General features: G+C 47.3%; 14 protein-coding genes and 1 pseudogene. 8 read left to right on the top strand and 7 right to left on the bottom strand.

Annotated elements, in window-relative coordinates:
* Nucleotides 1–6: 6 nt before the first annotated feature.
* Entirely contained in the window at nt 7–1,467 is a 1,461-nt protein-coding gene (locus tag CG67_RS11890) for an aspartate aminotransferase family protein (protein WP_025903166.1), read from the top strand.
* Nucleotides 1,468–1,769: 302 nt separating this feature from the next.
* Here CG67_RS11890 and CG67_RS11885 read toward each other — a convergent pair whose 3' ends face one another.
* Nucleotides 1,770–2,375, bottom strand: coding sequence for a TetR/AcrR family transcriptional regulator (locus tag CG67_RS11885; protein ID WP_025903165.1), 606 nt, complete (start codon nt 2,373–2,375; stop codon nt 1,770–1,772).
* Nucleotides 2,376–2,530: 155 nt separating this feature from the next.
* Here CG67_RS11885 and CG67_RS11880 point away from each other — a divergent pair, with 155 nt between their 5' ends.
* Nucleotides 2,531–3,718, top strand: coding sequence for an MFS transporter (locus tag CG67_RS11880; protein WP_025903164.1), 1,188 nt, complete (start codon nt 2,531–2,533; stop codon nt 3,716–3,718).
* Nucleotides 3,719–3,803: 85 nt separating this feature from the next.
* Here CG67_RS11880 and CG67_RS17565 read toward each other — a convergent pair whose 3' ends face one another.
* On the bottom strand, nt 3,804–4,070 hold the full coding sequence (locus CG67_RS17565; protein ID WP_025903163.1) for a DksA/TraR family C4-type zinc finger protein: 267 nt from the start codon (nt 4,068–4,070) through the stop codon (nt 3,804–3,806).
* A gap of 561 nt (nt 4,071–4,631) precedes the next feature.
* Here CG67_RS17565 and CG67_RS11870 point away from each other — a divergent pair.
* Nucleotides 4,632–4,867: pseudogene (locus tag CG67_RS11870) on the top strand (aspartate aminotransferase family protein); the annotation flags it as partial.
* Between the two features lie 375 nt (nt 4,868–5,242).
* Here CG67_RS11870 and CG67_RS18115 read toward each other — a convergent pair.
* Nucleotides 5,243–5,560, bottom strand: coding sequence for a hypothetical protein (locus CG67_RS18115; protein WP_152975059.1), 318 nt, complete (start codon nt 5,558–5,560; stop codon nt 5,243–5,245).
* Between the two features lie 38 nt (nt 5,561–5,598).
* Between CG67_RS18115 and CG67_RS11860 the strand changes: the two genes are divergently transcribed.
* Both CG67_RS11860 and CG67_RS11855 read left to right on the top strand, forming a co-directional pair.
* A complete protein-coding gene (locus CG67_RS11860; protein ID WP_025903160.1) occupies nt 5,599–7,671 on the top strand; it encodes a lipase family protein in 2,073 nt (690 codons plus the stop codon).
* The gene (locus CG67_RS11855; protein ID WP_025903159.1) at nt 7,655–8,431 is read left to right on the top strand and encodes a hypothetical protein; all 777 of its coding nucleotides are present in this window, start codon (nt 7,655–7,657) and stop codon (nt 8,429–8,431) included. Before CG67_RS11860 ends, CG67_RS11855 begins: the two co-directional genes overlap by 17 nt.
* A gap of 347 nt (nt 8,432–8,778) precedes the next feature.
* Here CG67_RS11855 and CG67_RS11850 read toward each other — a convergent pair whose 3' ends face one another.
* Nucleotides 8,779–9,249, bottom strand: coding sequence for a lytic polysaccharide monooxygenase (locus tag CG67_RS11850; RefSeq protein WP_235501130.1), 471 nt, complete (start codon nt 9,247–9,249; stop codon nt 8,779–8,781).
* Nucleotides 9,250–9,930: 681 nt separating this feature from the next.
* Between CG67_RS11850 and CG67_RS11845 the strand changes: the two genes are divergently transcribed.
* Nucleotides 9,931–10,203 (top strand): hypothetical protein, encoded by a 273-nt coding sequence (locus CG67_RS11845; protein ID WP_029990401.1) that lies wholly within the window; start codon nt 9,931–9,933, stop codon nt 10,201–10,203.
* 14 nt (nt 10,204–10,217) lie between these two features.
* Nucleotides 10,218–10,556, top strand: a complete 339-nt coding sequence (locus CG67_RS11840) for a type II toxin-antitoxin system RelE/ParE family toxin (RefSeq protein WP_025903157.1) — start codon at nt 10,218–10,220, stop codon at nt 10,554–10,556.
* Nucleotides 10,557–10,908: 352 nt separating this feature from the next.
* Here the strand turns inward: CG67_RS11840 and CG67_RS11835 are convergent, their stop codons facing one another.
* The 3 genes from CG67_RS11835 to CG67_RS11830 all read right to left on the bottom strand — a co-directional run bounded on the left by CG67_RS11835 (nt 10,909) and on the right by CG67_RS11830 (nt 13,059).
* The gene (locus CG67_RS11835; protein WP_025903156.1) at nt 10,909–11,352 is read right to left on the bottom strand and encodes an NUDIX hydrolase; all 444 of its coding nucleotides are present in this window, start codon (nt 11,350–11,352) and stop codon (nt 10,909–10,911) included.
* A gap of 325 nt (nt 11,353–11,677) precedes the next feature.
* The gene (locus CG67_RS17560; RefSeq protein WP_074011205.1) at nt 11,678–12,157 is read right to left on the bottom strand and encodes a type VI secretion system tube protein TssD; all 480 of its coding nucleotides are present in this window, start codon (nt 12,155–12,157) and stop codon (nt 11,678–11,680) included.
* Between the two features lie 209 nt (nt 12,158–12,366).
* Nucleotides 12,367–13,059 carry a hypothetical protein gene (locus CG67_RS11830; RefSeq protein WP_025903155.1) on the bottom strand — a complete coding sequence of 231 codons (693 nt, stop codon included), beginning with the start codon at nt 13,057–13,059 and terminating at the stop codon, nt 12,367–12,369.
* Between the two features lie 456 nt (nt 13,060–13,515).
* Between CG67_RS11830 and CG67_RS11825 the strand changes: the two genes are divergently transcribed.
* Nucleotides 13,516–14,010, top strand: a complete 495-nt coding sequence (locus CG67_RS11825; RefSeq protein WP_025903154.1) for a M48 family metallopeptidase — start codon at nt 13,516–13,518, stop codon at nt 14,008–14,010.
* The last annotated feature ends 595 nt before the right edge of the window (nt 14,011–14,605 follow it).

Below are 14,605 nucleotides of genomic sequence, written 5' to 3'. Positions count from 1 at the left end.
CAGTTAATGTCTGATATCAATCCGATCCTTTCCGGGTCGGCTGAAAGCATTGCCGCCTACCAGGCGGCTATTGAACAAAGTACCGCGGCTGTCGTTGAATGGCTGAAACAGCCTGAAATGTATCAGGGGAAAACGGTTGAGCAGTTACGTGACCGTATTTCACTGAACTTTACTGAACAGGGCCTGGGGAATGAGGCGACCATTGGTCGTGCGGTTGAATATTTCCTGAAAGATAGCTTATCGGTTCATCATCCGCAGTGTGTGGCGCATCTGCATTGCCCGAGCCTGGTGATTAGCCAGGCCGCGGAAGTGCTGATCAATGCCACTAACCAGAGTATGGACTCCTGGGATCAGAGCCCTTCAGCCACTATCATTGAGATGAAGCTGATCGAATGGCTGCGCAACTCTGTCGGTTATCCGGCCGGTGATGCGGGTGTCTTCACCAGTGGCGGTACACAGAGTAATCTGATGGGACTCATGCTGGCCCGTGACGCCTTTTTTGCGCGCCAGGGCCATTCTGTCCAGCAGCAGGGCCTGACCGGTGACCTGAGCAAAATCAAAGTCTTCTGCTCGGAGCACGCACATTTCTCTGTACAGAAGAATATGGCGCTGATGGGGCTGGGTTACCGTTCAGTGACTCAGGTAAAAACAGACGCGTTCTCCCGGATGGATGTGACCGATTTGGCCGCCAAACTGACTGAGGCGAAAGCCAGGGGTGAGCAGGTGATGGCCATCGTGGCGACGGCCGGTACCACTGATGCCGGGGCGATTGACCCGTTGCATGAAATTACTGCACTGGCCGCAGAGCAGCAGATTTGGGTACATGTGGATGCCGCCTGGGGCGGGGCGTTATTACTGTCTGAGAAATATCGTCACTTCCTGGATGGCCTGGAAAAAGCAGATTCTGTGACACTGGATTTCCACAAACAGTTCTTCCAGACCATCAGTTGTGGCGCATTCCTGCTGAAAGATGCCAGCCACTATGAACTGATGCGTTACCAGGCGGCATACCTGAACTCCGGGTTTGATGAGGAGCAGGGGGTTCCTAACCTCGTTTCTAAATCACTACAGACCACGCGCCGCTTTGATGCGCTGAAACTGTGGATGGGGCTGGAAGCGCTGGGCCGGAAAAAATATGCCGAAATCATCGATAACGGCGTGACCCTGGCACGACAGGCGGGAGAGTATGTGGCTGAACAGTCCGATCTGGAACTGGTTATGCAGCCGCAACTGGCCAGTGTTTTGTTCCGTTACCGTCCGGCGAATGAAGTGCAGGGCGGCATTGCCTTACTGAACCAACGGATCGGCGACGAACTGCTGGCCAGTGGCAGCGCAAACGTGGGCGTCACCGAAGCAGACGGTGTCACCTGTCTGAAGCTGACCTTACTGAACCCGGTGGTAACACTGGATGACGTTAAAGTTCTTCTGACCAGCGTGCAGCAAACGGGTAACCGTTTAAGCGCATAATCTGATGTTCTGAACCGATGACTTCCGGGTTGTCGGTTTTTTTATATCTAAATTAGTTACAACATACAATAAGACCTGTTAATTAATAATAGGGTGCGACCTTTGAAAAAAGCAGACGCTGTAAACTCAGAACACTATAGATGCTAAGCAGACCAAAGAAGGGCAGATACCTGTGGAGGCGGGCCTTATTTATTTTAACTGACCCGTCCATGCTATTTATTGGGCCGCCAGTGCTGGCAATTCAGAACCGGAAAGGGCCAGACAGAGCGCAGGATGTAATCACACGCGGGTCAGCGTAAAACCTACAAACGTGCAGAGTCCCATAGTTTCATTATTTGCGTGATGCTCAGTAATACCTCCTCCAGCGGCACATCATCCCGGGCCAGCGTTGATATGCCCATCAGAAAACTGTCAAAACAGGCTGCCAGCGCAAGAGTCGCTTCATTATTGATGAGTTCACCATTATCGATGCCTCTTTGTATACAATATCTGATACCCTCGAGAGTCCGTTGCCTTGAGCCCTCAAGAGGCTTAAGAATGTCGCTGTCATTCTGGCAGGGAAACGCTACGCTGAGCGTAACCATACATCCCCTTGGATGTCCGGGTTCATACTGCATTTTTGCCGAGTTGATCAATGTCATCTCTAGTGCCAGCCGTGGGTGAAGATCAGGGTCCCGCAGCGATGATGTCACCTGTGCATGTGAGTTCAGATAACAGTTAACCGCCTCACTAAAAAGTGCTGCCTTTGAGCCAAATGCTGCATAAAAACTGGGGGCAGTGATCCCTTTTCCTATTACAGCCTTAAGTTGCGCCAGTGATGTTGCCTCATAGCCCTGTTCCCAGAAAAGGTGCATTGCCCGGATAACGGCTTCATCTCTGTCAAACTGCCTTGGTCTGCCTGTTCTCATCGTATTTCCTCCAGACATATATATTAAACGATACAAAAAAGTTGACAACCACAATCACTGCATCCAACATATGTATCGATCGATACATTAGTTATGGCAGTGCATACCCTGCACCTGACATTCAGGAGAAGGGACAAATTAAGGGTTTGTTTTCTATGAAAGAAATTAAAATTAATGACACACGGGAATTGCCTGTTCTTGCGCTACTGGCACTGGCGATGACGGGATTCATTTGTATACTGACTGAAACTATCCCGGCAGGGCTTTTGACTGGCATAAGTTCCGGACTTAATATATCCCCGTCAGTTGCCGGACAGATGGTTACCGCTTATGCGGCGGGTTCACTTCTGGCAGCTATTCCCCTAACCATCCTGACCCGGACATGGTCCAGACGCTCAGTTCTGCTCGCGACCGTATGCGGATTTTTGCTCTTTAACAGCCTGACAGCTTTATCTGACAGTGTTGCTATCATCCTGTGTGCACGGTTTCTTGCCGGATCGGCAGCGGGTCTGGCATGGAGTTTAATTGCGGGTTATGCAAGAAGAATGGTTTCAGCTTCACTTCAGGGTCGGGCACTGACGCTGGCCATGAGTGGAACGCCCGTTGCACTTTCCCTTGGTGTACCGGCAGGAACCTGGCTGGGAGATCTTCTGGGGTGGCGCCTGACTTTTGCCGTTATGTCCGGCTTGTCCGTCGTACTGATGATCTGGATTATTCTGGCTGTACCTGATTATCCCGGACAGTCCCTCAGGCAAAAGATACGACTGACTTCAGTCCTGTTAATTCCGGGGATCCGTCCGATTCTGGGGGTGGTTCTGACCTGGATGATTGCGCACAACATTCTGTACACTTATGTCGCACCTTTCCTTGCTCAGTCAGGTCTTTCTTCTGATGTCGATGTCGTGCTGCTGATTTTTGGCCTGGCTGCAATGGTCGGAATTTTCATCACCGGCAGAGTGATAGATTCTTGTCTGCGTGTCGCAGTATTACTCTCACTCTCAGTATTTGCCCTTGTTTCGATTATTTTTGGTATTTGCTCCACGTCTCCGGCGGTGATTTATCCCGGAATAGCCGTATGGGGTCTTACATTCGGTGGAGCCGCGACATTACTGCAAACAGCCCTGGCAGATACCGCAGGCGAGTATGCCGATATTGCGCTTTCAATGAATGTTGTGACCTGGAACAGCGCTATCGCTCTTGGTGGCCTGACTGGCGGATTTTTACTTAGAAATGAAGGGGCAAGCGTTTTACCCTGGGTACTGGTTGTGCTGTTAATTATTGCTCTGATAATTGCTTTTCGTGCCAGGACGCATGGATTTCCCTCGGGGAACAGACCTTCATAAACTATTTGATGATATTTTACCAAGGGAGATGAAATTTATGCTCCCTGTTATTTTCCGGATAGCGCAACTCACCACCCATAAGTCTTTATCGAAGCTGACTGTCTTTGCTACCTCGCCGGTTATAACCACTTTCGATGGCATTTTTTTTATCTTTCTTTGTCTGGCAATTAACACAGTAGCGGACACCGGCCAGTGCCTGCCGGCGGGCTTCAGGAATGGGTTCACCACATTCATCGCAGAATTCTGCGCTTTCGCCATGCCCAAGATTGTCTCTTGCTCTTGCGACAGCATCTTCAATGGTTGCATCGATTTGTTTATTGACGGCACCGTCATCAGACCAGCCACCGGCCATAATTTATCCTCATAAATTTCCTGGAACAATAAAGTATAGACGAAAACTGCCGGCTTATATCCCGGGTACAGTTGATAAGGCCAGTTGCTCCCACGCGAGGGGAATTCAGGGTAAAAATTACACAAACCAATGGCGTCGCTACGTGAAATCGGAGGGAAGAGCAGGGGGGTAATGTCCGTTTTTTCACGTAGCGACACCCGAAATATATCTGCATATTTATTACAAAAGCGGATATCAGTGAGCAAGTGATGAATTAATGTACTGTTAATGTCAGCAATACCCCGTAAGAATGCACTTCCCCCAATCCTCACGACCATGGCGGACAGCAGCCTGAGAAGCGAAGAGCCAGTCATATTCGACGGTGACAAATTCTGCATTCCATGACTTATCAGTTTTTTCCAGAATCGCATAGCGTGCATGCGGAGTTCTGTTTTCGATTATATGGTATGGGGCATATCATCAGCATAAGCCGGCAGACCAACACTGCCAGGATTAACGATTATCCTTTGCGTACACGTCATTCCGCACGTTTTATTATTATCCACTCTCGTTTCTAAATAACTACAGACCACGCGCCGCTTTGATGCGCTGAAACTTTGGATAGGGCTGGAAAAAATATGCCGAAATCATCGATAACGGCGCGACAGGCGGAAGAGTATGTGGCTGAACAGTCCGATCCGGAACTGGTTATGCAGCCGCAACTGGCCAGTGTTTTGTTCCGTTACCGTCCGGCGAATGAAGTGCAGGGCGGCATTGCCTTACTGAACCAACGGATCGGCGACGAACTGCTGACCAGTGTGCAGCAAACGGGTAACCGTTTAAGCGCATAATCTGATGTTCTGAACCGATGACTTCCGGGTTGTCGTTTTTTTTAATATCCTGGTTAGTTACAACATACAATAAGCACCTTATTACTAATAAGGTGCAGGAATTAAAAATTAAGATCCCGATTTAAGGCCTGATAAAACAGAGATGTGCAGTAGTGTGCTTATTCATTGGTTATCCTGAACTTTAATGCTCTCATTTCTCCCTTCGGAAGATCCTCTTTTAGCATAAGCAGCAAATCCCCCGATACATTAATATGGCTATACATCAGCGATGATGTCCGCCTCCGGCATCTATGGGTCAGTGAACCGGTGGTGCGCCAAAGAAGTGAGAGCAGTGTCAGGCTTTTAGGAGTCATTATCAAAAGAGATAGTTTTTCTATATCGATGAACACTATCATAATCTTCGATATCCGGACAGCCCTGAGCTGCTGCAGGACGGATCGCAAAGGCAGGAAGAGTAGGGTGAGCGACTTCGGGGATTTGCAGACGATGTGGTCTCATGCAACGGACAACGGTAACTAAGCCATTTGAGCCGGTAGTGTAGTACGGGTGGCGGCAATATAAGCGCAGGTGGTGCGTGAGCAGTAATAGAAGGGTCGGGTGAAGAACGGGGGTATCCGTAGCTCTGGCGAACTGACTTTGTTTAAGTTTCTTTCGACGCATGATGCTGACATTAACTTTTTAACATGCAAGGGATTAGCATGGAAATTATCGGCGACAATACCTGTTTCACCAGTATCAGGCCTAACAATAAAGTCGTTCAATGTCGCGGAGAACAGCATAAATACTGGCTTGAACTCCGGTTCGTTGATGAAAACAATACCCCGGTTTCAGGGCTGAACGTGAGGCTTGAGTACCATCCGCTGGCGTCAGCCAGGGATGTGGAGATGTGGCGGCAATCCGGCTACGACTATAATCCGACACCGCCGCCCAATCCTCCGGGGGGCATGACCGATAGTCAGGGCGTGGTGCGCTTCGATAACCTGTACTGGATAGCGGTTGACGTGAAGACCGATGCTCAGCAGCTGGCAGATGAGATGGAAAAGCGCCCGCTGGGCCTGCGGCGTAACCCGAATAGCCAGCCGGTAAGCAACAATATATTCCGGCCGGAAACCCGCGACCCCAAATGGCGCTCAGACGTGCAGGAAAAAGCCGGGGCAGCCGGATACATCCATCACTATGTGACCATCGGGGAGCTTTGCGACCGGCTGCCGGAGATCGAGGGCTGGGCTGAGCCGGAGCCGCCGAAGTTTCATTTCCCACCGGGACGGTCACTGAAAGGCACCGAGATAGCGCGGGAGGCGCTTGATAAGCGGCACGTTATCGAGGTCTGTCCGTTCCGGGCGTGGGTGCTGCCGCTGCACGACTCGAAAGAGTATGACCTGGCGAACGCGCTAAACCTGGGCATTATGGCCGATCTGGTGTATGCCGCCGAAGCGAAGAACCCGACCATCGATTACTTTTTCCGGCAGAAGTGTCAGGATCTGTCCTGTCTCCCGCAGCTTGAAGAATTCCCGAATTATTTTCATACGCTGGCGGTGGACGTGCCGTTCCGGGAGCGGTATCAGCCTCCGCTCTATATGAATACCGGGGAGGGGTCACAGGGAGAAGGTGATACCCGCCTGTTTACGGTGGAGTGTGCGTCGCACGTTCTGGTTGCCTGGTGCGGTACCGACAGTCTGCTGAATTTCCGGACCGACGTGTCCTTCGGCCCGAAACGGTGCCCTGCAGAGCTGGGCGGGATGGGGAATGTGCACGGCGGTTTTCTGGAAGCGTATCAGCTGGCTAAGCGTAAGTTCGGGGATAAATTGGATGCAGTTAATAAATCTCTGGAAGATAGCGGCGGCGCGAAAAAGCTCTTTGTCTGCGGTCATAGTCTGGGAGGCGCGCTGGCGCTGCTGTATGCCGCCGGGATGAAAAACAGTCAGCCTGTGCTATACACCTACGGGATGCCACGAACGTTCAGTCGTCTGGCCGCGTACCTGCAGAGGGACATCATACACTACCGTCACGCCAATGATAATGACACGGTGACACAGATCCCGCCGGAGGTGGATCTCGACAGCGAGCTTTACGAGAAGCTGGGGTGGCTGGGTGACAAACTGGGCTTTGACTGGGTGACCACGTCGGCAATCGGTCTTTTACCGCGAACCTTCGGGGGAAATGCGGGTGTGGATATGGGGATTACACAGGAGAGAGATCCCTACTGGCATCACGGAAAAACGGTCCTTTTTTTACGCGCGGAACAGAGCGTAATGAAGTCCGGTGAGCGAAATACGCTGTGGGTAGGGGGTGGAGCGGTAAGATATACGGAGAAGGCGGCGGTCAAACTGTATCTTGTGCCTGCCCTGAATGAAGAATGCCTGATATCCACCGGAGATCATCAGGCGGCATTCATACAATGTCTGGCGCCGGGCGAGCTGGAGAAGCGGTTCCCTAAGGGGGAAAATACGGCATCATCCGGCTGGTTCAGTAAGCTATCAAACCACTCGATGGCGCATCGCTACCTTCCCTATATTCATAATCAGGTGCTGGAGCTTGCCGATCCGGTGCGGGATATGGACCGGAAAGCCATGCGGGCCCGGTTCCGGGAGGGCGTTGAACAAAAGGCGAGCTTCAGTCATCCGGATGAGGTTGAACGTAATCGTGAGTTTCTGGCCCTTCATGACATGCTGTCGGTTGCGCTGAGGCTGACACAGGCAGAGGAAACCGGGAAAAATGCCCTGCTGCGCTTCGCGGCGGTAACGGAGGAAGAAGTTGAATTTTCTGAATAAAACCACCGTCATTGCGTGCGCGGTGACGCTGCTTTCCGGGTGTGATAACCGGCCTGACAAAACGCTGTCTCCTCCGGCGGATGCAAAGTGGGTGGACGTTACTTTCCGGGTGCCGGAGGGGATTACGCTGCAGCCCGCCGGGCTGCTGTACCGTTCGGCACAGTGCAAATCTGTGCGCTACAACTCGAGCAATGAACCGCATGATATACCGGGATACAACGATATTGAGCGGCCCTTCGGTGCCTCTGATGGCGAGAATATCCGCCGTCTGCGGGTTGCCGTGGATGGTGGCGGTTCGTGCCAGTGGCAACTGAACTCGCTGAAGGTGAGTTTCAGAATTGCGGATGATGTTCCCCTGGTGAAGGGAAAAGAGGTTATCGATACCAGTTATATTTTTGATTTCGGGGACTACGGACTCAGTGATGGTTACGGGGCCGGGCGGGCCAGAGCATTCAGCGGTGAGAGACTGGAACTGAAGACAGACTTTTTTCCTATAACATTCATTAGTCACATGTTTAACAAGACTACCCTGAAACTTTTCGGCGGGGATACGGATGATGAAAAGTGGAGCCGGCGTTATCAACTGGAAAGAACGGAGTTCATAACAATAGAACCACAGTTTCATGCTAAAAAAAACGTGTTTATTGAGGCTGATAAACAGCGAGGATACGGGATGGTTATAACCTATCCAGAGGGCGAGGAAGAACATGTCAGGAAGGTTAATCCTGATTATCAGAGATTGTTGTTATCGCTGAAATAAAAAACCACACGAAAGGAACTTCCTGAGATCTTTTCTTATCGCGCGTAGTCTCTTGCCCTGTAAACGAAATAAACACAGCTACCAACAGTGGTTCGTTTGCCGGATAGAGCTACCAATGCCGGCTTATATCCCGGGTACAGTTGATAAGACTCAGTTGCTCCCACGCGAGGGGAATTCAGGGTAAAAATTACACAAACCAATGGCGTCGCTACGTGAAATCTGAGGGAAGAGCAGGGGAGAAACCACCTGTTTTTCGCGTAGCGACATTGAGTGAAATTAGGTTCTGACGGGTAAATATTAACTCACCCCGGCTTATCACCAGGATAACTGAGGTGAGTGATTATCTATCAGGGCTTGATATTGGCATCAATAACCTGATAAAACGCATTGGCTGTATCGGCGACGTCCCAGATACCCAAAATGACATGATAGCCAGTGTAATCGGCCGGGATTTTGCAATCTTTGATCGTGACTACCGAGGTATCCGGTAATTTACCATTATCATCCTGTTCACAAATAGGTTTACTGAGATCAAGCTGTGCACGGGTCAGTTTACTGTTTGGATCCCAATCCTTTTTAGTAATATAGAAGCGCCATCTCTCGGTTTTGTGCGGAGCTGTCAGGTGCCAGGTAAACGTGTTATCTCCGGTCGACAAAGTCACATGATGCCAACGGGTTGTTGTTTGTTCGTCAAGCTCTGAATAATTCTCATGCCCGGCACTGGCAATATGACCATCAGCAGGTCCGCTCTCAGGAAATCCCTTAGCCGCTTCCAGTGACTGAGGTTCATATTGAATTGAACCACAATCTTTATTCAAATTTCCACCTTGCGATGAACACAAATAAGCTCGTGAGGGTGGATCAATAACAAAACCATGCCTTGGAGAGTTCTTCAGCAGCATAACTCGTTATAGAAATGGACACTAACGCAATACCGGATAATGCAGATAAAACCATATTCTTATTCATGGACTATCCTCCATAAACTACGAAAATTTAAGGGTTATCTCATTGTGGCTAGTCATTCCGGAAGAATGAGATCTAAGTATAGGAGGAAATTTAATCGAACGGATTAGTTTTTTAATTTATTAATTTTCTCTGACACTTCTTCATCATTACACATTTTTGAGGACGCCGTTCCGCGGTGTCGCCAGGACACAGATATTTTCAGGCAGAATTTTTCGAAAAACGGGACTCACACAGTGGCGTCGCTACGTGAAATCTGAGGAAAGAGCAGGGGGGTAATGTCCGTTTTTTCACGTAGCGACACCCGAAATATGGCTGCATATTTATTACAAAAGCGGGTTTTCCAGAATCGCAAAGCCTCCTATCTTTATGTGGATAAATATGTACTCAATTAAACCCCTAGTGATATACTATAAATATGTGCTGCCCGCGCCGCACTAGCGAGAAACCCGCTTTGCAATTCAGCAAAGTCTTAACAAACGAGGAGCAGAGATTGCTGTTCTCGCCAGTGAATCTCAATTGAGGAAAAACTTATGTCTGCTAAAACCATGTCCCAGAAACTCGCAAGAGACAGTCTTGGAAATGCACAAAATTTTGAAGGAGGTATGTACGTCACGAAAAACGGTGTAGCAGAACTTTTCATTCAGACCGCCGCAGAACGCCAGGCAGAGCTGAGAGAAATTGAAAATGAACGAAATATAAATGCCCTTTTTAAGCTGGCAATGATGGCTAAAAAGGAAATCGCAGACGGTAAAGGTATGCCACCTGAAGAGGCTTTAAGGAGGTTGCGTGCCGCAAGAAAATAAAAGGAAGGTGTTAAGTGTCAAAGCAGTATTCAATCGAAGTTGCACCAATGGCGAACGAGTGCCTGAAGGATATTGAGTCATATAAAAGTGGTACTATCGGAACACAACACGCAGCCGAGTTAGTGGATAAGTTGCTGATGGATTCGGTAGAAAATATCATGGAAGACCCCGAAAGATACCGCTTTAATGCCCATCTTGCTGATCGGGGGTTGATGTTACGTGAAAGGTTAGATGTTGAGAGCGAATATCGGGTGCTTTATGATTTTGACGGTGAGCATATCGAACTACTACTTTTCGTCAGCATGAAGCAGGACTTCGAAAAAATACTCTACCGCTTTAACATACTGAAATGACACTTGATGCCCGGTGATTCCGGGTTTTTTTATGCCTGTACTTGGGTCTACTTTCGTATTTAATCCAAGCGGTGGAAATGATTGGCTGAAGGATTAGATGGATTGTGATATCTCATTTAACATAATATACATTATACGAACCAAGGTAACCGTGGCCAGATAATGATGGTTCTCCGGTAATCTTAATCGCCGGCATCTGAACCAGTCTCTGGCGATGAACGATAACTGAGATCTGCGGCCATTGTGCCAAGCTGATCATCCAGTGTTTCAACTCAGTTTTCATAACGTACTGCAGGAACGCAGCAAAACCCTGGCCGGCTATGTTTCAGAGCTCCATCCTGGTACTTTTGGTTTAACCCTGCGCTGAGCAGATATCAGGGATATTTGACGGGTAAACAATGTCGTCAGTATTTCTTAGTTCATTGAGATCCCACCAGTGATAATTATCAATGACTGATTTTTCATTTTCAGTCCATCCGTGGTTGCTGATATCTTCATTATCTATTCTGATTAAATAAAATCTCTCATATGCCAGAACCAGCTCACCGCTGGGTAGCGTCATTTCAAAAGTTCTTTCAGTTAACGATTGGCCCACATCACCAACATCAATACCGGTTTCTTCTTTGAGTTCCCTGATGGCAGCCTGCTCAAAAGTTTCTCCTGGTTCCACACCTCCGCCGGGGGTCGCCCAGTATGCTTTACCTGCCAGCGCATCATCTTCATGCCTGAACCTGAATAATAAAACCTGATTTAGGGAGTTGATGATAATCAAACGTGCGGAATGACGTGTGCGCAATGGATAATTCCTTTTCTGTTTTCAAGGTAAGACAGAATAACTGATTTTGTGGATAAAAATAAAACAGGAACGATTTTTAAGTGACATGTCATTGCAGGCTATCGGACATTTCAGGTTTACCTGAAACCGGTCATCTCCGGATACACGATCGGGATCCCGGTAAATCCGGCTTTTACTCCCCTTTCCTTCTGGTATCGCTACGTGAATTCTGAGGGATTATGTGGGGATTACCCCTGCATTTTTTACGTAGCGACGCCAGAATTAAGGGGTACGCTAAGTACATTTTTAAACCAATTCCGTATTCCCTCCTCTGATACCTGAGTTGTCAGGCACAACAGCGATTGTTCCATGAATCACGATAGAGGATATTTCCTTCCGTATACTTCCATGTAATAGCTTCATAGCGTAACTCAATATTTTCTATATGCGTGCTTGTCATTCCATTTGGGTATAAATATGGGGAGATGGTTGTAATTTTTACATTTTCCAGAAGGATATTAAAGTATTCGCTCTCAAGTCCGGCATCCAGAATTCGATACATTTTGATTGTAGCTGATTTAAGTGTTCGGCCTTCACATAGTGCGCGAAAAAGAATCGGTGTGGTTTGATCAAACTCTTTTTGAATAACAATAGGTGAATGTACTCTTGTACCAGTAAGTTTTCCCCAGTTAGGGTCTACGGGGATAGATACATTGTGTGTAACTGATTTTAATTCAATTGAACCAAGCCTTGTTGGCATTAAACATCCACCGACTACGGGTGAGCCATTTTCATCTGTTAGCCAAATATAAGCTGGAGTTGACATTTTAATATCCTTTTAACGTCACCGTGAAAAACAAAAAACAGCAACTAACATTAAAATAAAAAACACCCCTATTGCCTGGATTGCAATGTTAGGGAAATAGTGGGCAATAAAAATACCAAAGATTACAGTGAGTATTATTGGAGTGTAAGTCCAAACAAAAAAAGACAATTGATCTTTTAACCACTTACTTAAAAATTTAATCATGCTGCTTACCTAACCATGCGAGGTATTACATTAGCAACATCATCATCTGACGACTGATTAGCTATGAATGAATGTGCCTTCATTAACATGGGTTCAATCAGGAAATACATCATTTCTAACTTCCGCATGTATAATGCCTGGTAATAAGCTGGACACATAACCTGTAACCGCTCAGCACTCTCAGCCGCTTCTTGTATGTAGCCGTAAAGGCCTATAGCAGCAACAGAAAGACCTGAGACTTTACTAACCTTCCTGACGATTCCAGTGCTAACATTAGAACCAAGACATATTGCCATAGTAGTACCCAAGGCAAATGATTGGGTGGTGAAAGAACTTGTTGATATATTTACACTCATTTTCATTAATAAGCGTTTAATATATTCTAATTGTTGTGGTGTTCTGTGTTTTACAAGTAACTCAACGTATATCTGAATGAGTTCTGAAATCATTCGCCGGTCTTTAACCAGTTGATAGAATGCTTCAAAAAAACGTACATCCTCACTTTTCAATTTTGAGCAGACATCCTGATAATTATCAGTGAAGCAGGAAGTATAATAGACTATCCTTGTTGCACCATCCTGAATCCTGCCTGCCTGTTCGATTAGTTTCTCTTTAACACCGGAAAGTGCGTTCTCCAGTTTTCTTGCAATTATTTTATCAGTCGCCATTTTAGTGATAATTGCGTCACTATAGTACATAACAAAATCCCTCAGTTAATTTCCCTTTAATTTATAGAGTAAAGCTAAACAGCCAGAGGCTAAGAGAAACCATATTGCGTAAACACCAGATACTGTTACGACAGCAGCATGGCTATCTACAACTCTATAGCACCATAATTATGCTTCCCCACAAGAAAATGGTCTGTGGTTTGTATCACGGATATCTGCAGCTATCTGATGCATCGCAGATAAATCCGGCTCTTACTCCCCTTTCCTTCTGGTATCGCTACGTAAATTCTGAGGAATTATGTGGGTATTACCCCTGCATTTTTTACGTAGCGCCGCCAGAATTCAGGGGCAAAATGGCTGTATACGGATATTAACCGACAGTTAAATATCTTTCTGACACATGTTTTTTCTGCGGAACCCTACTGTAGCCCGGTAGCGGCCCGTTTATGGTATGATATCGTCCAGATCTCTCGTTATCCTGTATTTATGAAGCCATTAAAGTATCTTCAGGGATATCCCCCTGACATTATCCGCCAGATCCAGACCATCGCTGACCAGGGAAAACTTGGGCGCTGGCTGATCCATAAATATCCTGACCGGCATGATATACAGAGTGATAAGTCCCTGTATCAGTATGTCGATAGCTATAAACAGCGTTACGTCCGGAACGCTTCTTCGCTCTCGAAGGTATATTACGATAATAAACAAAACCCGATCACCGGTACGTTAGGTACGAATACCTTTATCTCACGGGTTCAGGGCGGAAAGCTGAAAGCGAACAATGAAATCCGGATTGCGACTTTATTCCGGGAGGCCCCGGAACCTTTTCTTCGAATGATCGTGATTCATGAACTGGCGCACCTCAAAGAGAAAGAACATAACAAAGCCTTCTACCAGCTTTGTTGTCATATGGAACCGGATTATCATCAGTTGGAGTTTGATATGCGATTATGGCTGAACTGGCGCGATCAGCAGCCCTGACCTCTTACGCCTGCTGATTGCGACAATCGGCTTTGTTATTGATTTGGGAGCTGTTCTTCCAGACAGCTCTTATTTATATGAACCCCTAATGTATGTTGTAACTATAAAAGGCTTGCAGGCCCTGCTTTTGCACTAACGCCGACCGCTGAACAAAAGTATACGCCCTGTACTCCCGTACCTTAATGGTCACTGTAACCTTCAGCTGTCCCGCTAAATTGTATTATTCTTCTGATGACGGTCACTGCATCTTTCAGTATCCGGAGAAGTCCCTCTGCGTGAGTTTCTTCGGATGAATTTCCTGAACAGTGTATTTATTAAACGTGAAGTCGTAGAATGGCAGAGGTCACGCAGTATATATATATTCTTCTTTTCAGGGATCAGTAGTTATTCACGCCAGGGATATTTATTTTAAAACGATAATTGAATTTCAGCGCCCACTATTATCTTGCCCTGCCCGTAATATTATATTGACTGAAGAACTTCATACTGCTGTTTATTCTAAGAATACATAGCTCTGAATATATTTTCTCACGGAGTTATTTGAGAAAGATATCCCTGCGGCAGAAACTATCACCGATTAACGTCCCGGGCAGGA

The organism is Tatumella sp. UCD-D_suzukii, from assembly GCF_000611875.2.
Taxonomy (GTDB): domain Bacteria; phylum Pseudomonadota; class Gammaproteobacteria; order Enterobacterales; family Enterobacteriaceae; genus Tatumella; species Tatumella ptyseos.
This window is presented reverse-complemented; position numbering and strand designations above follow the sequence as displayed.